General features: G+C 72.3%; 14 protein-coding genes and 4 pseudogenes. 9 read left to right on the forward strand and 9 right to left on the reverse strand.

The window, feature by feature from the left end; all coding sequences use genetic code 11:
- Positions 1-19: 19 nt before the first annotated feature.
- From ACRYRX_RS06175 to ACRYRX_RS06185, 3 genes and pseudogenes are all read right to left on the reverse strand, one after another.
- A pseudogene (locus ACRYRX_RS06175) lies at positions 20-1569 on the reverse strand (GMC family oxidoreductase).
- Positions 1556-3157 (reverse strand): annotated as a pseudogene (locus ACRYRX_RS06180) (purine-cytosine permease family protein). The pseudogenes ACRYRX_RS06175 and ACRYRX_RS06180 overlap by 14 nt, the downstream one beginning before the upstream one ends.
- A 27-nt stretch (positions 3158-3184) precedes the next feature.
- Positions 3185-4111, reverse strand: a complete 927-nt coding sequence (locus tag ACRYRX_RS06185; RefSeq protein WP_432510956.1) for a LysR substrate-binding domain-containing protein — start codon at positions 4109-4111, stop codon at positions 3185-3187.
- Between the two features lie 275 nt (positions 4112-4386).
- On the opposite strand from ACRYRX_RS06185, the gene ACRYRX_RS06190 reads away from it, so the two are divergent.
- From ACRYRX_RS06190 to ACRYRX_RS06210, 5 genes and pseudogenes are all read left to right on the forward strand, one after another.
- Positions 4387-5880: an aldehyde dehydrogenase gene (locus tag ACRYRX_RS06190; RefSeq protein WP_432510957.1), complete on the forward strand. Its 1494-nt coding sequence runs from the start codon at positions 4387-4389 to the stop codon at positions 5878-5880.
- A complete protein-coding gene (locus ACRYRX_RS06195) occupies positions 5877-7544 on the forward strand; it encodes an amidohydrolase (RefSeq protein ID WP_432510958.1) in 1668 nt (555 codons plus the stop codon). The genes ACRYRX_RS06190 and ACRYRX_RS06195 overlap by 4 nt, the downstream gene beginning before the upstream one ends.
- Before the next feature lie 17 nt (positions 7545-7561).
- Positions 7562-9526, forward strand: coding sequence for a primary-amine oxidase (locus ACRYRX_RS06200; RefSeq protein WP_432510959.1), 1965 nt, complete (start codon positions 7562-7564; stop codon positions 9524-9526).
- 9 nt (positions 9527-9535) lie between these two features.
- On the forward strand, positions 9536-10021 hold the full coding sequence (locus tag ACRYRX_RS06205; protein ID WP_432510960.1) for a hypothetical protein: 486 nt from the start codon (positions 9536-9538) through the stop codon (positions 10019-10021).
- 131 nt (positions 10022-10152) lie between these two features.
- Positions 10153-11539 (forward strand): annotated as a pseudogene (locus tag ACRYRX_RS06210) (MFS transporter).
- Positions 11540-12881: 1342 nt separating this feature from the next.
- On the opposite strand, the gene ACRYRX_RS06215 reads toward ACRYRX_RS06210, so the two are convergent.
- Entirely contained in the window at positions 12882-13295 is a 414-nt protein-coding gene (locus ACRYRX_RS06215; RefSeq protein ID WP_432510961.1) for a PIN domain-containing protein, read from the reverse strand.
- Positions 13296-13464: 169 nt separating this feature from the next.
- Positions 13465-13609 (reverse strand): annotated as a pseudogene (locus ACRYRX_RS06220) (type II toxin-antitoxin system VapB family antitoxin); the annotation flags it as partial.
- Positions 13610-13725: 116 nt separating this feature from the next.
- On the opposite strand from ACRYRX_RS06220, the gene ACRYRX_RS06225 reads away from it, so the two are divergent.
- Positions 13726-14466, forward strand: coding sequence for a tyrosine-type recombinase/integrase (locus tag ACRYRX_RS06225; RefSeq protein WP_432510962.1), 741 nt, complete (start codon positions 13726-13728; stop codon positions 14464-14466).
- A 32-nt stretch (positions 14467-14498) separates the two neighbouring features.
- On the opposite strand, the gene ACRYRX_RS06230 is transcribed toward ACRYRX_RS06225, so the two are convergent.
- Positions 14499-15221 carry a DUF6518 family protein gene (locus ACRYRX_RS06230; RefSeq protein WP_432510963.1) on the reverse strand — a complete coding sequence of 241 codons (723 nt, stop codon included), beginning with the start codon at positions 15219-15221 and terminating at the stop codon, positions 14499-14501.
- Positions 15222-15420: 199 nt separating this feature from the next.
- On the opposite strand from ACRYRX_RS06230, the gene ACRYRX_RS06235 reads away from it, so the two are divergent.
- Both ACRYRX_RS06235 and ACRYRX_RS06240 read left to right on the forward strand, forming a co-directional pair.
- The gene (locus ACRYRX_RS06235) at positions 15421-15882 is read left to right on the forward strand and encodes a hypothetical protein (RefSeq protein ID WP_432510964.1); all 462 of its coding nucleotides are present in this window, start codon (positions 15421-15423) and stop codon (positions 15880-15882) included.
- Between the two features lie 463 nt (positions 15883-16345).
- Entirely contained in the window at positions 16346-16774 is a 429-nt protein-coding gene (locus tag ACRYRX_RS06240) for a hypothetical protein (RefSeq protein WP_432510965.1), read from the forward strand.
- Between the two features lie 115 nt (positions 16775-16889).
- Here ACRYRX_RS06240 and ACRYRX_RS06245 read toward each other — a convergent pair whose 3' ends face one another.
- The 3 genes from ACRYRX_RS06245 to ACRYRX_RS06255 form a co-directional block, all read right to left on the reverse strand.
- Positions 16890-17429 (reverse strand): hypothetical protein, encoded by a 540-nt coding sequence (locus ACRYRX_RS06245; protein ID WP_432510966.1) that lies wholly within the window; start codon positions 17427-17429, stop codon positions 16890-16892.
- A 158-nt stretch (positions 17430-17587) separates the two neighbouring features.
- The gene (locus tag ACRYRX_RS06250) at positions 17588-18658 is read right to left on the reverse strand and encodes an ATP-binding protein (RefSeq protein ID WP_432510967.1); all 1071 of its coding nucleotides are present in this window, start codon (positions 18656-18658) and stop codon (positions 17588-17590) included.
- A gap of 567 nt (positions 18659-19225) precedes the next feature.
- Positions 19226-20314: a diacylglycerol/lipid kinase family protein gene (locus ACRYRX_RS06255; protein ID WP_432510968.1), complete on the reverse strand. Its 1089-nt coding sequence runs from the start codon at positions 20312-20314 to the stop codon at positions 19226-19228.
- Between the two features lie 227 nt (positions 20315-20541).
- On the opposite strand from ACRYRX_RS06255, the gene ACRYRX_RS06260 reads away from it, so the two are divergent.
- Complete coding sequence (locus ACRYRX_RS06260) at positions 20542-20907, forward strand: hypothetical protein (RefSeq protein ID WP_432510969.1); 366 nt, start codon at positions 20542-20544, stop codon at positions 20905-20907.
- Positions 20908-20964: the final 57 nt, after the last annotated feature.

Here is a 20964-nt window from a genome sequence, read left to right on the forward strand (position 1 = left end):
ACTGCGGGGCATCAGCTGCTCAGATGCGCTGACGCAGCAGGTCCACGGCCCGCTCGGCCAGGACCATCACGGTCCCGACCGGGTTCACGGCGGTCACGGTCGGGAACACCGACGCGTCGACGATGCTGATGTTCTCGAGCCCGAGGATCCGCAGCGAGGGGTCCACGACGCTGCGCGGATCCTCGGCCGACCCCATCCGGCAGGTTCCCGAGACGTGGAAGACCGTCTGGTGGACGGCGCGTTCCCGGCGGGAGATCTCCTCGTCCGTCTGCGCGTCGGCTCCCGGGAACACCTCGCGGACGACGTGCCCGGCCAGCGGTTCGGCCGCCGCGATCCGCCGGGCGAGCCGCACCCCGGCGACGAGCACCCGTTCGTCGTGCCCGTCGGGTCGGTGAAGTAGCGGTAGTCGATCTTCGGCGGGGCACCGGGATCGGCGGAGTCGATCCAGACCCGGCCCCGGCTGCGGGGTTTGGCCACGTTCGAGGCCACCGAGACGTTCCGGGCGGGTAGTTCCACCCCCTGGGCCTCGACGTGGTCCCCGACCGTCGTGACGGGCAGGTGGATCACGACGTCGGGCCGGTCGGTCCCCTCGTCGAGGGTCGTGAGGACACCTGCGTCCCAGTCGGTCGCGCGCACGTCCGGGACGTCGAGGTCGACCTCGAAGATCGTGATGCCCTCGGCGTGGTCCTGCAGGTTCTCCCCCACGCCCTGCAGGTCGAGCACCACCGGGACCCCCGCGTCGGTCAGGACGTCCTCCGGGCCGATCCCGGACAGCATGAGCAGCCGCGGGGTGTCGATGGCCCCGAGGCTGAGCACCACCTCGCGGGTCCCGCAGAAGCGCTCCTCGACCCCGTCCTCGCGGACCGTCACGACCTCCGTGACGCGACCGTCGGCGACCGCGAGCCGCACCGCGCGCCGCCCCAGGACGACGTGCAGGTTGGGCCGGTCCAGCACGGGGTGCAGGTAGGCCACCGAAGCCGAGGACCGCACGCCCGTGGCCGGGTCGTAACCGATCTCGAAGAACCCGGCGCCGGCGGTGAGGTCCTCGCCGTCGGGCAGGTCGTTCCAGGTCTGCCGGCGCGGCACCCCGAGCGCGGTCACGGCGGACTGGACGCTCAGCTCCACGACGGGGTTGCGGTCCTCCTCGGCGACGGGCGTGATGGGCGCCTGAACCCGGTCCCAGTACGGCAGCACGGTGCCCGCGTCCCAGCCGGCCGCCCCCAGCGCGACCCACTCCCGCAGGTCCGAGGCCAGCGGCCGCCACGAGATCATCGTGTTGACGCTGGAGCAGCCGCCGAGCAGCTTCATGCGAGTCTGCCGGATGCAGGAGTTGCCGCGCTCCTGCGGCACCGACCGGTAGTCGAGGTCGTGCTCGGTCTCGAGCAGTTCGGGCCAGCGGGCGATCTGCAGCGCACGCGGCTCGTCGACGTCGCTCGGCCCCCACTCCAGCAGGCCCACGGACAGTCCGGGGTCCTCGGACAGGCGGGCCGCGACGATGCAGCCGGCGGTCCCGCCTCCCACGACGAGGACGTCGAACTCGGTGTGGACAGCGCCCTCAGCGGGCTGCACGACGGACAACTGCTGCTCCTCGGTCCAGGGTCGCGACCGGCTGTGCGCCGGCAGAGGGGGCGGGGGCGGCGGCCGCGGGGAGCCGGCGACGCATGAGGACGTAGTAGAGCGGGCAGATCACCACGAGGCCGACGATCCAGGAGACGTCGACCTCGCCGATCGCCGCGGCCACCGGCCCGACGAAGAACGCCGTGACCAGGAACGGCAGCTGGACGGCGATCCCGACGACGTAGCAGAGCACGGCGATCCCGTTGACCCGGCCGTAGATCCCGCCGTCGCGTTCGAAGAGCGAGGGCAGGTGGTACTCCCCGTGCCGCAGCAGGTAGAAGTCGACGAGGTTGACCGCGGTCCAGGGGATCAGGACGCACATCAGCAGGATCGTGAAGTTCGAGAAGTTCACCAGGAAGTCGTCCGCCGTCGCGATGGCCAGCACGAGGGCGACGACGTAGATCGCCAGCGTCGCGACGGTCCGCGCCCGCGGTCCGGGACGCCAGTCGTCGAACAGCGTCTGCCCCACCGTGATGCTCGCCAGGCTGCCGCAGTAGAGGTTCGCGCCGTTGGAGACGGTCAGCCCGATCGCGAAGATCGCGATGAGCACCGAACTGATGCCGGGCGCCGTCTCACGCAGGGCGTCCGGGGTGCTGAGGTCCGGCAGCGCCGCACCCGTCACCGCACCCACGACCATGCCGAAGACGGAGCCGAGGACGCACCCGAGGTAGGTCGCCCAGAACGCCGGTCGCACGCCGGTGTCCTTGGGCATGTACCGGGTGTAGTCCGAGACGTAGGGGGCGTAGGCGATCTGCCACAACGCGGCGATCGAGACCGTGGCCGTGAAGCCCACCCAGCTGAACGATCCCGAGGTCACGACCGAGGACGGCAGCGGCTCCACCGCCAGTCACCACACGCCGAGGACGACGAAGGCGCCTCCGGCCAGGACGGACGTGATCGTCCCGAGCGCGTGCAGCAGGCGGTAGCCGACGATCGCCGCGACGGCGCTCACCAGGCCGATCGCGACCACGCCGACGCTGGTCGGCAGGTGCGCCAGTCCCGCCAGTGCCTGACCCCCGAGGACGAGGTTGGAGGCGAAGAACGCCGTGTACATGAGCACGACGATCACCACGACCAGCAGGCTGCCGAAGGACCCGAACTGCGCCCGGGTCTGCAGCATCTGGGGGATGCCCAGCTGCGGGCCCTGGGCCGCGTGCAGCGCCATGACGACGCCGCCCACGACGTTGCCGACGACGACGGCCAGGACGGCGGCCCACAGCGGCAGGCCGTAGACTGCGGTGGCGATCGCACCGCTGGCCATGGTCAGCAGCATGATGTTGGCGCCGAACCAGATGGTGAACAGGTTCCGCGTCCTGCCGTGACGCTCGGTCTCGGGGACGTGCTCGATGGTGCGGGCCTCGACCCCGCTGGACCGGGTGCTCTCGAGATCGGCGACGTGGTCGTCCTTCACACCTGACTCCTTCGCTCGGAGCGGCGCACTGGCCGCTTCCGAGTCAGGATCCGCGCCCGGCCCCGTCGCGCCAAACAGCCATCGCAGTTGCCGTGCATCTGTTCCGGCGATGGATCGACGCGGACACACCCCCGAAACCGGGACGAAACACAGGTGTCAGTCCCGGCGGCTGAGCTGGCGGCCCACGACGACGCGGACGGCGTCGGCGACGGCCTGGGCGCGGGCCGTCGTGCGCCTGGAGGCGAGGGAGGCGATGACGAACGGCAACGCGGGAACGTCGTCGGCGATGGCCCGGGTGACCACCGCCCGCCCGTCGTAGGTCTGGTCGTGCCGCGGGCGCATGTTCAGGATCGAGTACCCGTGCCCCTTGGCCACCAGCGAGCGGACGGTCTCGTAACCGTGCGAGCGGTGCCGGACCACCGGCTCGACGCCGGCCGTGGCCAGCACGGACAGGAAGTACTCCCGGCTGTGCGGCAGGTCGAGCAGGATCATCCGCTCGTGCGCCAGCTCGCGCAGCGGGATCCGGGCCCGGGCCGCCAGCGGGTGCGCCGCCGGCAGCACCACGTGCGCCGGCACCTGGGCGATGGTCTCGCGCCGCACGTCGTCGGGGTAGCCGAAGTCGTAGCTGATGACCATCTCGACCTGACCGGACCGCAGCGCGTCCCGCGCCCCGTCGGCGTCGACCTCGAGGACCTGCACCTCCAGGTGCGGGTGGTCCTGCTCGACCAGCGAGAGCACGTCGGCGAGCAGGAACGGGGCCATCGTCACGAAGCAGGCGATCCGGATGGTGCCGCGCACCTGGTTGTCGAGCCCGCGCGCCGCGTCCAGCGCCTCGTCGAGCCCGGCCAGCACCGCGCGCGCGTCGCCCAGCAGCTGCTGACCGGCCGGGGTGAGCGCCAGCCCCTTCGACCGCTGGCGGATGAACAACTGGGCCCCGACCTGAGTCTCCAGCTGCGCCACGGCGGCCGAGACGGCCGACTGCGCGACCAGCAGCTGCTGGGCGGCCACCGTCATGCTCAGGCAGGTGGCGGCCTCGATGAAGTACCGCAGTTGCGTCAGCGTCACGTCGGGCTTGCGGGCCACGTCGCCTCCTCGGGTCGGCGAGATGCTACTGCTGGATCACCCCAGCTGTTGCCGGGTGCCGCCCGGATCGACGACGAGCCCCGCCGACCCGGTCCGCACGCTGTTACAGCCGTGTTTCGCATCTGCCTTTCCGATGCAGTGCTTCGGGAAGCCCGCGTTGAGCGCTGGCCCTCCGGTGCCTAGTCTTCCCGGACAGCGGACACACCGGACGGTCGAGGACGATCGGGACGCGCCGCGTGGAGCCGAGATCCGCGGCCGGACACTGGGAGAACGAGATGACGAAGACCGCTCAGCAGTGGCACGACCTCGCCGACCAGGTGACCCACCCGACCTCGGCCGTCATCGGTGGCGAGCTCGTCGCCGCGCAGGACGGCCGCACCCAGGCCGACCACGACCCGGCCACCGGCCGCGAGCTCGCCCGGGTCGCCGACTGCTCCGAGGGCGACGTCGACCGCGCCGTGCGCGCAGCCCGCGACGCCTTCGACCGCGGCGTGTGGCGCGGGCAGTCCCCCGCCGACCGCAAGCGCGTCCTGCTGCGGCTGTCCGAGCTGCTGCTGGCCCACGCCGACGAGCTCGCCGTCCTGGAGAGCCTGGACACCGGCAAGCGCATCACCGACACCTCCACCGTCGACGTCCCCGGCGCCGCCGCGATCCTCGCCTGGTACGCCGAGGCGATCGACAAGGTGTACGGCGAGGTCGCACCCACCGCCGCGGGCAACCTGGCCGTCATCAGCCGCGAACCCGTGGGTGTCGTCGCCGCGGTCGTCCCGTGGAACTACCCCCTGGAGACGGCCGTCTGGAAGCTCGGCCCGGCGCTGGCCGCCGGCAACAGCGTCGTCCTCAAGCCCGCCGTCGAATCCCCCTCCACCGCGCTGCGCCTCGGTGAACTCGCCCTGGAGGCCGGGCTGCCCGCCGGGGTCCTCAACGTGGTCCCGGGTCGGGGTTCCGTCGTCGGACGCGCGCTGGGCCGCCACCTCGGCGTGGACGCCGTGGCGTTCACCGGGTCCACCGAGGTCGGCCGGATGTTCCTGGGCTACGCCGCCGAGACGCGGATCCGCCGGCTGCAGCTGGAGTGCGGCGGCAAGAGCCCCAACCTCGTCTTCGCCGACGCCGCCGACCTGGAGGCCGTCGCGGACGGCGTGTGCCAGGGCATCTTCCACAACGCCGGCGAGGTCTGCTCGGCCAACTCCCGCCTCATCGTCGAGCGCTCCATCGCCGACGAGCTGCTCGACCTCGTCGTCGAGCGGACTGCGGGCTACCGCCCCGGCGACCCGCTGGACCCGGCGACGGGGATGGGCCCGCTGGTCAGCGACCGGCACGCCGAGAAGGTCCTGGACCTCATCGCCGACGGGAAGGGCACCGCGTCCCTGCGCACCGGTGGCGGGGTCGCCGGCCCGCGGGACACGTTCGTGGAGCCCACCGTCTTCACCGACGTCGACCCGCGCTCGCGCATCGCGACCGAGGAGGTGTTCGGCCCGGTCCTGGCGACGTTCACCTTCGACACCGAAGCGCAGGCGCTGGAGCTGGCGCACGACACCAGCTACGGCCTGGCCGCCTCGGTCTGGAGCGACAGCCTGTCGCGCGCCCACCGCGTCGCCTCGCAACTGCGCGCCGGGACGGTGTCGGTGAACTGCATCGACGCCCTCGACGTCACGACCCCCTTCGGCGGCTTCAACCAGTCCGGGTTCGGCCGCGACCTGTCGCTGCACGCCTTCGACGAGTACACGGCGCTGAAGACGACGTGGATCGCCTACGGACGGGGAGCATGAGCACCGTGCCGACGCCGGACCTGATCTTCACCGGCGGAGCCGTGCTCACCATGGAGGGGAGCCGCACCGCCTCGGCCCTGGCGGTGGCGAACGGCAAGGTCCTCGCCGTCGGTGGTGAGGAGGTCCTGGCCGCGCGCGGCCCGCGCACCGACGTGGTGGACCTCGCCGGCGGTGCCCTGCTCCCCGGCTTCCAGGACTCGCACGTCCACGCCCTCGCCGGCGGGCTGCAGCGGCTGGACTGCGACCTGGCCGGCGTCCACGGCGCGGACGAGTACCGCCGCGTCATCACCGCGTTCGCGGCCCGCCACGACGGTCCCTGGGTCGAGGGGTCGGGGTGGTACGGCGACGCCTTCGAGGGCGGGTTCCCCACCCGCGACCTCCTCGACGCGCTCGTGCCCGACCGTCCTGCCGCCTTCCTCAGCCACGACTGCCACAGCCTGTGGGTGAACTCCCGCGCCCTCGAAGCGGCCGGCGTCGACGAGCGCACGACCGACCCGGCGGACAGCAGGATCGTCCGCGACGGCACCGGACGGCCGACCGGCCTGCTGCTCGAAGGAGCCGTCGACCTCCTCAGCCTGGTGCGCCCGGTCGTCGACGAGGCACGCCTGCGCCAGGCCCTGCGCCAGGCGCAGTCCACCCTCCACGCCATCGGTGTCACCGCGTGGCAGGACGCCCTGATCGGCGAGGCGCTGGGGTTGCCCGACAACTTCGAGGTGTACCGCGCCGCGGCCGCGGAGGGCTGGTTGCGGTCCCGCGTCACCGGGGCCCTGTGGTGGCCGCGCGGCGGGAACGACGACGACGTGGCCCGACTCGTCGAGCGTCGGGCGCGCTCCGGTGGCCGGTTCACGACGACCGCGGTCGAGGTCGTCCAGGACGGCGTCTGCGAGAACCTCACCGCGGCGGTGAACCGGCCCTACGTCGGTCACCCGCACGAGACGGGGCTGAGCTTCTTCGACCCCGAGGTGCTGGCCGAGAACGTCCGGTCCCTCGTGCGTGAAGGTTTCGACCTGCACCTGCACGCCGTCGGCGACCGGGCCGTGCGCGAGTGCCTGGACGCCCTCGAAGCAGCGCAGGAGCGCACCGACCGGCGCCACCAGATCGCGCACATCGACCTCATCGACCCCGCCGACGTGGCCCGGATGGCCCGCCTGGGGGTCATCGCCAACGTCCAGCCGCTGTGGGCGCGCCAGGACCCGGTGCTGGTCGACACGAAACTGCCCTACCTGGACGAGGGGCACCAGCGCGCGCACTTCCTGTTCGGCGCCCTGCACCGCGCCGGCGTCGAGCTCGCGATGGGCTCGGACTGGCCGGTCTCGGACCCCACGCCGCTGTGGGGCGTCCACACCGCGGTCAACCGCACCGCGCCCCCCGCCGACCCGCACGCCCTGGACGAGCGGTCGCAGCGCGACCCGCTGCTCCCGGACGAGCGCCTGCCCGTCCTCACCGCGCTGCAGGGGTACACGCGCAGCGCGGCCCGGGCCAGCCGGCTCGACCACGTCAGCGGGACGCTCACCCCGGGACGGGACGCCGACCTCGTCGTGCTGGACCGCAACCCCCTCGACGTGCCCCCCACCGAACTCGGAACCCTGCGTGTGCGGGCCACCGCGATCGCCGGTGAGTTCGTCCACGAGGCGTGGGACCGCACGCCCACCCCCACCGCCTGAGCCGCAGGAGAAGACCCGTGACACCGCACCCGCTCGACCGCCTCACCGCCGCCGAGTACGAGACCAACCGCGAGGTCCTGGCCGCCGCCGGCCTGGTGACACCGACGACGCGCTTCCCCGTCGTCACGCTCGCCGAACCCGCCAAGGCCGACGTGCTGACGTGGAAGGACGGCGACCCCGTCGAACGCCGGGTGAGGACCGTCCTGCTCGACCGGGCCGACAACGCCGTCACCGAGGTCCTCGTGGACCTGGGGCGCCGGGCGGTCGTCGCCACCCGCGCCGTCGACGTCCGCACCGAGGGCCAGCCGCCGATCATGCTGGAGGAGTTCGGCATCGTCGAGGACGTCCTCTGGGCGCACGAGGGGTGGAACGCGGCCATGACGCGCCGCGGGATCACCGAGCACCGCCGGGTCAGGATCTCCGCGCTGTCCGCCGGGACGTTCGACATCCCCGGTGAGGAAGGCCGCCGGCTCACGCGCTGCCTGGCGTTCCTGCAGTTGAACGACGACGACAACATCTGGGCCCACCCCATCGACGGGGTCGTGGCCTACGTCGACCTCAACACCCGTGAGGTCGTGGAGCTCATCGAGGACGGCCGCCAGTACGACCTGCCGACCGAGCCGTACGACTTCCACCTGCCGCAGGCCGAGCGCACGAGCCAGAAGCCGATCCACATCACCCAGCCGGAGGGGCCGAGCTTCTCGGTCGACGGGGACGTCGTGGAGTGGGAGGGCTGGCGCTTCCGCCTCGGCTACAACATGGTCGAGGGGCTGGTGCTGCACCAGCTCGGGTTCCGGGACCGCTCGCAGGGTGACCGGCTGCGCCCGGTGGTCTACCGCGCCTCGATCGCCGAGATGGTCGTGCCCTACGGCGACCCGAGCCCGGTGCGGTTCTGGCAGAACTACTTCGACGCCGGCGAGTACTCCCTCTCGCGCGAGGGGAACTCCCTGGCCCTGGGCTGCGACTGCCTGGGCGAGATCCGCTACTTCGACGGTGTGATCCACGACGACGACGGCCACGCCCGGACCATCACCAACGCGATCTGCATGCACGAGGAGGACTACGGCCTCCTGTGGAAGCACACCGACGCCTACAGCGGGGCCTCCTCCACCCGACGTCAGCGCCGGCTCGTCGTCTCGTTCTTCATCACGGTCGGCAACTACGACTACGGGTTCTACTGGTACCTCTACCTCGACGGCACGATCGAGCTGGAGTGCAAGGCGACCGGCGTCGTGTTCGCCTCGGCGTACCCCCGGGACGTCGAGCCCGGCACCTACCCGTGGGCCAGTGAGATCGCCCCCGGGATCGCCGCCCCGTACCACCAGCACCTGTTCTCGGCGCGCCTCGACATGCAGGTCGACGGGACCGTCAACGCCGTCGACGAGCTGGAGGTGAAACGGGTCCCGATGGGGCCGGACAACCCGTACGGCAACGGCTTCACCCGGCAGAGCCGTCGGCTCCGCACCGAACTGGAGGGCGTCCGCGAGGCCGACAACCGCGTCCAGCGGGTGTGGGCGGTCAGCAACCCCGACGTGCGCAACGCCGTCGGTGAGCCGGTGCGGTACGTCCTGCACCCCGAGGGCCAGCCGACCCTGCTCGCCGACGAGGGTTCCTCGATCGCCCGCCGGGCCGCGTTCACGACCCGGCACCTGTGGGTCACGGCGCACGACGACGCGCAGCGCTTCCCCGCCGGCGACTACGTGAACCAGAGCGCGGGCGGGCAGGGCATCGACACCTGGATCCAGCAGGACCGCTCGATCGACGGTGCCGACGTCGTGCTGTGGCACACCTTCGGACTCACCCACTTCCCGCGGCCGGAGGACTGGCCGATCATGCCGGTCGACACCACGGGGTTCGTCCTCAAACCCGACGGGTTCTTCGACCGCAACCCCGCGCTGGACACGCCCGACCCGGCGCGCGGGCGGCAGGCGCACGGTGAGACGGCCGGCAGCGACGGCGACTGCTGCCACCCGGCCCGCTGACCTCGGCCGATGACCTCCACGACCGTCTCGGCGGCGGTGCAGGACGCCGCCGCCGGAACCTCCACGACGGGGGAACCGGGCCGCCTCGACCGGCTGGTCGTGCCGGTCGGTGTCGTGTGCTCGGTCTCGCACCTCGTGTCGGCGCCGGTGCACGGCGCGAACCACCCGGTCGCCGGGATCCTCACGGCCGCGGCGGCGGTGTTCTGCCTATTCCACCTCGGGCGGCTGTGGCGGGCTCCCACCGTCGGCGGCTGGTGGAGCACCGGCGCGCTGGCCGCGCTGATGACCCTGCACTCCCCCGTGCTCGACGCCCTCGGCGGCTCGGCCGGTACTGCCCCGCACCGGCCGGGCACCGGGCACCACAGCGCCTCGACCCCGCTGCGGGTCCTCTCCCTGGAGAGCCTGACCACCGCGGGCACGGTGGCCGGGGTGGTCCAGACCGTGCTCTGCCTCGTCGTGGTGCTCCGCCTGCGACGGCGCCCCGTCCCCCGCTGAACCCTGCATCGGGACGCCCGATGCGCCTCGACGGGAATCGTCGTTCGACCCGGCGACCGGTCACCTCCTATGTTCGAGGGACCGCACGCCGGCGGATCCGGACGACGAGGTCCCCAGGAGGAGACCCCGAGATGTCCACCCCCGAAACCATCCCTGAAACCGTCCCCGACCCCACCGGCAAGGCCGCCGACCCCGTGGCGCTGCGCCGCAGCGTGGCCGCCGGCGCGGTGGGCGTCTTCGTCCACTGGTTCGACTGGGCCGTCTACGCCTACCTCGCCGGAACCTTGGGCACGGTGTTCTTCCCCGAGTCCTCCGGTCCGGCCGCCGTGCTGTCGGTGTTCGCGGTGTTCGCCGTCTCCTTCGGCATCCGGCCGCTCGGTGCGCTGATCTTCGGCCCGCTCGGTGACCGCATCGGCCGCAAGCGGACCCTGTCCATCGTCATCCTGCTCATGTCGGCCGGGACCCTGGCCATCGGGCTGCTGCCCGGCTACGGCACCATCGGCATCGCCGCCCCCGTCCTGCTCGTCGCGATCCGACTGCTGCAGGGCCTGGCTGCCGGCGGCGAGTTCGGCAGCGCCGCCAGCTTCCTGGCCGAGTTCTCCCCCGCCGGGCGCCGGGGTTTCGGGGTGAGCTGGCTGGAGGTCGGCTCCCTGTCGGGGTTCCTGGCCGGTTCGCTGGCCTACTACCTGCTGAGCGTCTCCCTGACCGCGTCGCAGATCGTGGACCGGGGCTGGCGCATCCCGTTCCTCGTGGCCGCCCCGATGGGGGTCGTCGGCCTGCTGATCCGGTCCCGCATCGAGGACACGCCGGAGTACCGGGCGCTGGAGAGCACCGACGACGTCCCGCAGTCGCCGGTGCGTGAACTGTTCGGCAACCACCTGGGCACGATGCTGCGGGCCGCGGGCGATCATGACGACGATGCACGTCACGTTCTACGCCGTGCTGACCTACCTGGTGACCTACGAGACCGACCACCTCGGCCACGCCGCCGACGACGCCGCGCTGCTGTCGACCGGGATGTCCCTGCTGGCCCTGGTCCTCGTGCCCACGTTCGGCCGGATGTCCGACCGGTTCGGCCGCCGGCCGGTGTTCCTCGCCGCCGCGGTCGCGCTGTTCGTGCTCGCGACGCCGGCGTTCCTGCTCATGCGCACCGGCACCTGGGGCACCGTCGTGGCCGGACTGGTGCTCGCGGTCCTGCTGTCGGCGATCCGGGGCACCTACGCGGTGTGGAGCGCCGAACTGTTCCCGACCCGCAACGGCCAGGGCGGGCTCTCGCTGGCCTACAACGTCTCCGCCGCGCTGTTCGCAGGTACCGTCCCGTTCCTCATGACGGTGCTCATCGAGGCGACCGGCAGCACGCTGGTGCCCGGCCCGTACCTCATGGTCGCCGCCGCGGCCGGGATCGTCGCCGCGATCACCCTGAAGGAGACCGCGGGTACCCCCTTGCTGACCGCCGAGGACCTCGGCGCCTCACGCGCGCCGGCGATCGCCGACCCCGCCGGGCGGCGACGGGCCTGACCCTCGGCCTGAGCCCAGGGCCTCCTCCTGCGGGCGGGCGCCCTCCGCTCCGGCGCGAAGCCCGCCCGCCCCCTCCACGCACACCCGCAGGCAGCCGACCACGAGGCTGGGGTCGTCGAACCCCGACCCCGTGACGCGCGCGCAACGGCCGGTCGTTCTCCTGCGACCCCCCCGTCAGCGCGGGCGCAGCAGGTCCTGCACCGTGCCCGGGGTCCGCCGTGGATGACCTCCTCCGGCGCCAGCGACCAGGCCGTCGTCGTTGCGACTGACGCCCGGCTTGCCGCAGAGGCGCTCGTCCAGAACAGCTACGTGCGCACGTCGTCCTGGCGCTGCGGCCCCGACTGCACCCGACCTCGAGGTCGGAGCCGTTCGGCGCGGCTGGTCGAACGCGGGAGGGCCCCGGTGCCCGGGGGAAGTGTCTGACGTCGTCCATCCGGACCACCGGAGGCCCTCGTGATCCACACCGGTGCTGGCCTGACCCCACGTCGAATGTCTGCTCGTCCGCCGAGTCCCGGGCCGAGCCTGCCCCGCCGCGCACGTGGCCGAGGAGATGGGTGTCTTCCGCGAGACCGCCCACCTGTGGGTCGACCGGTTCAGCCAGAACCACTACGAGGACTGCGAGCGCGGCACGGTGTGCGCCTCCACCCCCCGCAGCACCCGCAGCGACCGGCCCGGTGGTGAACCCGACCTCGGGGAACCGGGCGGACCGGGCTGGGACACGCTGCTGGACCACCTGGCGCGCTGGTCCGGGCCCGAGGCCGCGGGCGTGGTCGCCGTCGACGAGGACCTCTCCCGGGTCCACGGAGGCTTCCGGTGTCGGTTTCCACCGCGACCCCCACCACACCGAGCCCGCGCAGGAGCCGGCCTTCCCCGCCCCCGTGCTCACCACCGCACCCCGGGTGCAGCCGCTGCGCACCTGCCTGCTCCTGTCCGGCCCACTGGCCGCGGTGCCCACGCTGGGACGCACCTGGCGCTACCAGGACCGGCACTGGTTCGAGCGCCACGGCCCACCGCGCTGTGGCTGGCCGGCCGGCCGAGGCCGGCGCCTGGGCCACCCGCCTGACAACCGCACGGTCACCCCGCGCTCAGAGCGCCACCACGGGCGGCCGCGACTTCACGCCCATGCGACGAGCGAACGCATCTTTCCCCTGCAGCTGTACAGAGATGCTGGCTCCATCTTGCGACACGCCGACAGCCAGCCTCGCTTCGATCGGCGTGTCGCAGGATGGAGTCAGCGTTTCTGTACGGGGCCGCGGGTTCACGCACATCCCGCAGTCCGGGCGAGGAGCCTGGCAGAAGCGGCCACCGAAGGCGCAGACCGTCCTTGCTGTCGATCAGCTCCCTACGTGGTCGTTCCCCGCGCAAGCACCCACCGTTGCGGGACGCCCGCGCACTCCTCGATCAACTCGAAGTCCCGGTCGTAATGCAGGACCGCGGCCCCTTCTACGGCGGCATGAGCTGCGACCAGGATGTCCACCGGGCCGGGTCCGCGATGCTGCCCCTTGGCGACGAGCCCGCCTTGGATGGTCCGAGCTCGGACGTCCACCTCCTGTGACCCGTGGAGCACACGCATCGCCGTGGTCAGGTACTGCCACTGCTGCAAGTGATCGGCCTCGTTGCGGGCAGAGACCCCGACCTCGAGCAAAGTCGGGCCGCAGATGACCAGCTCGTGATCAGCCCGCAACGCCTCGACGGCATCCCGGACGCGTGGCTTGCTGAAGCGCTGGATGACGCTGTTGTCGAGGACGAACCTCACGCAGCGCCCTTGGTGCCACTGCCGCCCGGGCGTTGTGTGTACTCGTCCAGCTTGGTCTGCTCGTGAGCGAGGTGTTCACGCTCAGCTTCGAGGTGGGCCTCGCTGGAGAAGCCGCCGGCGTCGACGTAGTCCCAGAGGTGACTCCACGCCTGGTCCTTCTCCGCCTTTTCGACGGCAGCGCGCAGGGCGGCTTCGACGGTGTCCTTCTTCTGCTTGGTGCCCAGCGCGCCAGCTGCGCGGCCCAGCAGGTCGTCATCGATATCGATGTGCGTGTAGGTCATGCAGACTCCCGGGGGTCGACGTACGTCAATCATAAGCCTGACGTACGTGGAGGTCGAGGCATTCGCCCCCCCCGGGACCTGCGGCACGCACCTCAGCGCGCGGTGTGAGGGGCCTGGCGCGATGAGGTGCAGCGGAAGCACGCTCCTTCATGAGCCTCACCCCTGACCACCTGCCCATCCCCCTCGGTGACGGCACCTGGCGCACCGACCCCCTGCGCCTAGCGATCGCGGCCTACCTGGCCCGCTACCGCGGCGAGACCCGCCGTCACGCCGAGTCCGACCTGCGCGCCTACCTCACCTGGTGCCAGCTGCGCGGCCTCGACCCCCTCCAAGCTCGCCGGCCCCACGTCGAGCTGTACGTGCGGTGGATGCAGGAGACCCAGCGCTTCGCCGCCTCCACCGTCTCCAGACGCATGTCGGTCGTAGCCGGCTTCTACCGGACCTGCGTCATCGACGCCGCGCTGGAGCACCCACCAGCGGACTACGCCCGCCGCCCCAACGTCCCGCCGGAATCACCCACCCCGGGCCTGTCGCACCTGCAGCTCGAAGCGATGCTCGCCACCTCCCGGGACTCGGCCAACCCGTGCGACTTCGCCCTGGTCTGCCTGCTCGGACTCCTGGGCCTGCGCATCGTCGAAGCCTGCGCCCTGGACACCGCCGACCTCGGTGAGGAGCACGGCCACCGGGTCCTGGGCGTGGTGGGCAAGGGGCACAAGGTCGTCCTGGTCCCGCTGGCTGCGGCGGTGGGGAGATCGGTGGACCGCGCCATCGGCGACCGCTCACGAGACCACGGACGGCAGCCGCTGCTGCTGAACACCCGCGTCGGGCGCCTGGACCGCCACTCCGCCACCCGGCGGCTACGGCACTGCCTTCTCGCGGTAGCGCGCTGACCACGCCCCCAAGACGTCGACCGCAGCCAGGTTCACGCCAGAACACGGTGCAACAGGACTTCCCCGCCAGCACCCAACGGCAGCACCAGCAGCAACCACACCGCAGCCGCACCAACGCCCCGAACACGCTCACCCGACCGCGCCGCCGACGCGGCGGCGCCGAGCACCGCCACGAGGACGGCACCGAGGACGCAGAAGACGACCGCGTCACCGGTGTAGCGCAGGTAGACGCCGTAGGTGACCGCACCCTCCGCGAGGAAGACCCCACCCAGCAGCGCCGCCCCCAGCGCGGCCACGCGCAGCGAACGCGCACGCCGCCAGCACCACCCGGCCACCCCCAGGACCGGCCCACCGAGCACCCCGGTAGCAGCCCACATCACGACCATGGCGGGGTTGACGCCGAAACCCCGCAGGGCAGACACGGCGTAGTAGCCGGCGACCTCCCCGAAGCACACCAGGACACCGGCCAGCACCGCAGCCCAGGGCCGCCTGCTCCAAGCGCCGACCAAGAACGCGGGAGCGACCCAGGGACCCACCGCGTTGGCCAGCCCGGCGAAGGGCCACGGCAGCACGCTCTGCAACCCGGACGTGGTCGCCCCCCACACCACACCGATCAGCACCGCCGCACCGAGCAACGGTGCTGCACCCAGGCCACCGCGTCGGGTGTCCCCCTCCCGCGGAACGTGCGGCGATGCCGTCAGGGCGGCGGGTTCGCTCATGGCCCAAGCCTGCCGGGCCGCAGGTGACCAGGACATCACCGCGTGGTCGGACTCTGGACACGCGGTTCCTCATTCCCCAGGTTGAGGGCCGGGCTCGACGATCGACCTGAGTTCACGGTCATCCCGCGGTGTGCGCGCTGACGCTGGCGGCCCGCGACGTCGCGGTCGTGCCGATCTGCGCGCGGTGGACATTGGCGACGTGCCCCGTTCACCCACGCGAAGTGGGCACCCCACCATGCTGATCAACATGCTCTCGAGAGAGGAACATCTTCAGCGTTGGCGAAGTACCGGACGCACCGCCCTGGCCGGGGCTGCGCTGGGAAGCGCCGGCGGCGCGGTCACCGGCGCGCTGGCCCTGCTTGGCGACGAGGTGTGGGGGCCCGCTGAAGCCCTGACCGTCGGCGTCATCGACGGCGCCCCCTTCGGCGCTGTACTGGGAGCGGCCTTCGGCGTAGTCAGCGGTGCGCTGGGTGGCTGCCTGGCGATGCACGTCGTGCGCCGCCACAGCCTCCTGGCTCGCATGCTCCTCGCGCTGTGCTGCGCCGTCCTCATCGCTACCGCCGCGGCCTGGAGCCTGCCTGAGCCGACCCGCACGGTGGGCACGCTCCTTGCCGCAGCGGCTGCCGCGGCAGTGTCCTGGGTCAGTGCACCGTGGTGCTTCCGGCCGTTGCGCGACGCCGTGAACCCCGCCAGCTGATCGACAACCAGGCACGATCGCACGGTCATCCGACGTGGCCAGGACATCGCGCTCATCCCGCCGTCGGGCGGCTTGAGGTGCCAACATGATCACCATGACTGCGTGGCGCCTCACTGCTGAGAGAGAGAGAGAGAGAGGACTGGCTGGTCAGGGAGCGATCTGACACTCCCGGCTGCTACGACTCCGAGTGGCTCTCCGGCCCCAACCCCGGCTACGGCTTCGGCTCGCAGACGTCCGACCGATCGCCCATCAGCGAGGACGAAATGAGGAACGCCATCGCCGACTTCCTCGCCGGCATCAACCGCGAGACCGGCTACCTCGACTGAGACTCCGGCGGCAACGCCGCACGCACGCACTCGGTCATGGAGCGGCTCGCGAGTTCGCGCCCACGAGCGACTGACTCCTCGAGCACCCCACCACCGCTGCACCGCCCGAGTGCCGCACCGTGCGCGACACTCGGCCCATGGGCGACAGCGAGCAGGCCGGCATCGTCGACCAACTCCAAGAGGTCATCGACGCCGTCCTGGTCTGTCGGGGGTTCGCCACCGGTCAGGCCGGCGCCACTGAGGGGCGACGCGAGATCGTCTGGTGCGCGGCTGCTGACGACTTCGCGGCCCGTTTCCCCGAACTGCCCGCCAGCCAGGAGCCGGCGGACGGCTGGGGCACCATGTGCACCGACGTCGTCGTCGACCTGACCAGCGTTGGCGGCCAGTGGCGCCTGAGCGAAGTCAGCGTGGAAGGCGAGCCGCTGGATCGGTTGCTCGCCGGTCTGGATCTCTCCGCCTCAGCCGGGCGGGCCGCCGCCCTGATCGGCGCGACGGCCGAGGACAGCCTCGCTCTCGTGCCGCCACTGTTGATCGAGTTGCTCGATGATGCCGGCCCGAGGCGTTGACGGCCTCGCGGTCATCCCGTGGTGCGCGGCGCGCACGGTCATTCCGCGATGCGGGGGAAATCCTCTCCGCCATCGAAGTCGCCCCTCACCGCGCCGGCAGCCGGCCCGAACTCGCCTAGGACCGGGGCAACCTCCACCCCCACTGCCACGGCCACAGGAAACGGCGGGTCGTGTGCTCAGACTCCTCGTGAGGCGAGGACGCCACCCGCTGGTAGGCCCCCTCCAACGCCTGCTCGTACCCAGCCCGCTCGAAGACCAACGTCGACGGCACCCCTTCCACCAGCGACTCCGGTTCGGTTCTTTCCCAGCGCAGGTTCGACCACAGCACCGTCTCCGCGTGCACGCTGAGTGCGGCCGAGACGTCGACCTCCCCGCAGACCACGCACGAGAAGATGCCCACCCGTCCGGGTGTGAGGTCGGCCTCGGCCCTGCCGCCGGTCAGGACGTCGACGGACTCAGCGATGCCGTCGAGCCACGGCCGGTTCAGCGGGGTGACCACGGTCTCGGCGCCGGGCAGCCCTGCGCGCAACGTCACCCCACCGATGACCCAGTCCAAGAAGAACGACTGCGGCCGTCGGGTGAGGTTGCCGTCATGCATGACGTGCTCGGTCCAGGCGTCCGCCAGCTCGAACGTCAGGGGCTGCGTCTCATCCACCCGTCCAGTGTCGGGTCAGCGGGTGCGACCGCACGGTCATCCCGCGGTGCGCGCGCCGGCGCTGACGACTTCACGGTCGTGTCGAAGGACGGGAGACCGCGTACGCAGTCACTCGAGCGCTGGCTCCCGGGGTGAGCGCATGACGTGCTCGTTCCGGGCTACAGCTGCTCGAGCAGGTCCTCGCCCCACTCCTGGGTGAGAACCTGCGCGCTCCCCGCGCCGGCGCGTGGCTCGAACCACACGCACTTGCCCGGCCTCTCCGCGTCGGGGAAGACCTCGACCCCCCACGCCGCGGAGACCGCGGCGACCACCTGCAGCCCGCGGCCCGTCGTCGCGCTCAGCCCGTGCCGACGGGTGACCACCTCGTGAGGGGAGTCGTCGGCGACCTCGACCCGCACGCCACCAGCAGGCAAGGCCCGCACGGTGAGGGTGAAGGCCGTCCGCGCGTGCAGCATGGCGTTGGTGACCAGTTCGGAGACCGCCAGCTCAGCGGACTCCTCCACGTCAGCGGCGTCCGCCTCGGCCACGGCCCAACGCACGTGACGCCGCGCTCGGGCCACCGCGCTGGCCAGCGGGTCCATCACCAGCGGCTGCCCGATCACCGACCCGGCTTCGGACCCGGTCCCGGACGTGGACGGCAGCACGCTGGGGAGGAGAGGAGGTCCCCCCGCCGGTGCCCTGCCAGGTTCCGCAGGGACGTGCCCGGCGGAGAGGTGCCCACCGGGAAGGTACCTGTGGGTGCCGGAGGCGTCGTCGCCGTCGCCGTCGCCGTCGATGTCGGATTCCGTTCCACGCCAGGGCCGGGGTGCCTGACCGGCCAGCTGCTGCAGGATCTGGCCGAACAACCAGCGCCGGAAGGCCACGACCTCCCGCCCGGCTGGCGCCGTCAGCAGGTGCTCCTGCGCTCGGCAGAAGTCGTCGGCTTCCTCCAGCACCTCGCTGAAGTGGCGGACCCAGGCCGCCGAGGCCGCTGAGGCCTGGTAGATCGCGTCGTAGGCGACCTGTCCGGCGGCGAGTGCGTCGTCCATGGCCTGGGCCTGCTGCGCGCGGTAGGGAGCGTAAGTGGTGTCCAGGTCGACGGCCAGCTCCAGCAGCCGAGCAGGCAGTGAGGCGCCCAGGTCCTGCTCACGCCCGAGCCGGATCAGCGCCAACTCCCGCAGCAGCCCCTCGACGTGGACGCCCAGAGCGGCTCGGTGCCGCAACGGCAGGCCCAGCAACTGGACTTCCACGGTCACGGGGGTTCGCGCTGGCTGCTCAACGCCTGGGTCACGCACCACACTCGCACCTTGACACAGGGATCTGGCGGTGGTCGCGCTGAAGGCGTACCGGGAAGTCGGCGGTGACGTGGTGACGGTCCGGTGCGCAGGTGAGTCAGGCAGGGCTCGGGGCACGTGCGCGGGTGTCCTCCGCGGAGCGGCTTCGATCGGGCGGGGCTGGTCCTGCCGGTGCAGGCGCACGGCGATGAGGGCGACGTCGTCCTCGGGGGTCGGTGGAAGCGTCCGGGCCAGCACCCGATCGATGAGGGCGTCCAGATCGCTGTCCTCGACGATCTGCCTCCAGCGTGCCCTGCAGCCTCTCCAGCCCTTCTCGCGGGGCCTGGTCGAGGTGCTCCACCAGGCCGTCGGTGTGGAGGACGACGGTCGAGCCGCGGCCGGGGGCGACCTCGCCGTCGCGGCGCCCGGTCCCAGGCACCCCGCAGCAGCTGGTCGGTGTGCAGCCCAGCAGCGCGGTGACGACGCCATCGGGGTTGATCACCGTCGCCGGGGGAGAAGGGCTCACCGGCACCGCTCCGCACGTCAACTGACCAGGCTCAACCTGACGGTGGGAGGCGTGCTCGTGCCCTGCGGGTGCCTGCGTGAGCTGCGGGCAGCAGGACGGCGCACGCGCAACGCCGCCGGACTGGCCCACAGGCGGATGCGCCGGGCACGGCCCACCACGTCACCGTCGACCTGCACCGGGAGTTCGACGTCGCTGCGCACCTCGAAGCCGCTCGCCCTCAGCCGCGGCAGCAGCCGTTGCGTCGCCCCGGGACCGGCGGCCACCGACCACAGCGCCCGGGCCCACCGCACCAACCCCCGCGGCGGCAGCACGACACCGTCGAGCACCCCGTCGCCCGGATCGGCACCGGGCATGAGGGTCAGGCCCATCGTCAACCGTCCGCAGTTCCCCACGACGACGCCTCGGGTGGCGTGGGTTCGACTCCCCCCGCCGTCGGCCCGGACGGTGAGGTGGGAGGACGGCCCCCGCAGCGCACCGATCCCGGAAACCAGGTAGGCCGCGTGGCCGATCCTGCGTTTCAGCCCCTCCCCCGCGCCGGCGATCATCGCGGCGTCGAACCCGGCGCCGGCCATCACCAGGAACAGGTGCTGCTCGACCGCGGTGCCCTCCCCGTCGCGGTCGACCTCCAGGCGACCGACGTCCACGGCACCGTCCACCCCGGTGCAGGCGGTGCGCACGGCTCCCGCCACGTCGTCCAGGGGGATGCCGAGGTTGCGGGCCAGGAGGTTGCCCGTGCCGCAGGGCAGCACCCCCAGCGCGACCCCGGTCCCGACCAGCACCCCGGCCACCGCGCGCACCGTCCCGTCCCCCCCGGCCACCAGCACCAGGTCGGCGCCGGCGTCGAGCGCCTGGCGGGCCTCGTCCCGACCGCAGGTGGCCGCGGTCGTCGGCGACCACGACACCACCTGCCACCCGAGTCGGGAGAACTCCCGCTCGACCTCGGTCCGGAGTCGCGCCAGGGCCTGCTCGCCGGGGAACTTCGCGGGGTTCACCACGACAGCGGCCCGACCGACGGGGCCGGTGCTCGGCGAGCCCGCCGGAGCCGGGGCGGGCAGTGCGAGCAGGCGCTGGGTCGTCCCGGGGCGGGAACGCGGCTGACGGGTCATGTCGGCGAGGTTCGCCCAGCCGGCGGTGGAGGTCGTCGTACGAGCGGACGGTCCTGACCTACTGCCCCGGCAGTACCCCCGGCAGAACCGCCAGGAACCGTCGGTGAAGCCGTCGCGGGTTCCTGAGTCGGGGCTCGTCCTGGGCGGGGGTCCTGCTGCGGTCGCAGCAGAACCGGGCACTGCGCGGGGACGACGCGCACGCCGGGTTCGGTGAGCACCGTGGTGCCGTGACCGCGAAGCGCACCGCCTCCTCGACCACGGGCCCACCGGCGACCGGCGGGGCAGCGACGGATCCCACCCGCGACGGTGAGGAGCAGACCAGCGCCGGGGTGGTGCTCGTCACCACCTACCCCCACCTGCTCGTCGAGGTGCTGCGTGCTCGCGGCACCTCGGCGGACCTGCGGGACGAGGACGACAGGGTGGTCCGGGTGCTGGGTGCCGCGGTCGCGGACGTGGTCGCCACCGCCGTCCGCAACTGCCTCCCCCTCACCGTCGTCAGCGCGCCTCCCGAGCCGACACGGCGCCGGCCGGGGCGAGTCACCGCCGAGAAGTCGACAGCGGCGATCGACCGGCGGCTACTGCCGACGCAGTAGCCGCGATGACCGCAGCTGGACGACGTGGGGAAGGCTCCCGCGGCCGATGCTGGAGGA

This window comes from Kineococcus lubricus (genome assembly GCF_050871965.1).
GTDB lineage: Bacteria > Actinomycetota > Actinomycetes > Actinomycetales > Kineococcaceae > Kineococcus.

Coding starts and splice junctions, on each gene's coding strand:
- ACRYRX_RS06240 (WP_432510965.1), top strand. CDS start 16,346: ATGGGCGACAGCGAGCAGGCCGGCATCGTCGACCAACTCCAAGAGGTC.
- ACRYRX_RS06230 (WP_432510963.1), bottom strand. CDS start 15,221: ATGTCCTGGTCACCTGCGGCCCGGCAGGCTTGGGCCATGAGCGAACCC.
- ACRYRX_RS06255 (WP_432510968.1), bottom strand. CDS start 20,314: ATGACCCGTCAGCCGCGTTCCCGCCCCGGGACGACCCAGCGCCTGCTC.
- ACRYRX_RS06205 (WP_432510960.1), top strand. CDS start 9,536: ATGACCTCCACGACCGTCTCGGCGGCGGTGCAGGACGCCGCCGCCGGA.
- ACRYRX_RS06190 (WP_432510957.1), top strand. CDS start 4,387: ATGACGAAGACCGCTCAGCAGTGGCACGACCTCGCCGACCAGGTGACC.
- ACRYRX_RS06195 (WP_432510958.1), top strand. CDS start 5,877: ATGAGCACCGTGCCGACGCCGGACCTGATCTTCACCGGCGGAGCCGTG.
- ACRYRX_RS06235 (WP_432510964.1), top strand. CDS start 15,421: ATGCTGATCAACATGCTCTCGAGAGAGGAACATCTTCAGCGTTGGCGA.
- ACRYRX_RS06225 (WP_432510962.1), top strand. CDS start 13,726: ATGAGCCTCACCCCTGACCACCTGCCCATCCCCCTCGGTGACGGCACC.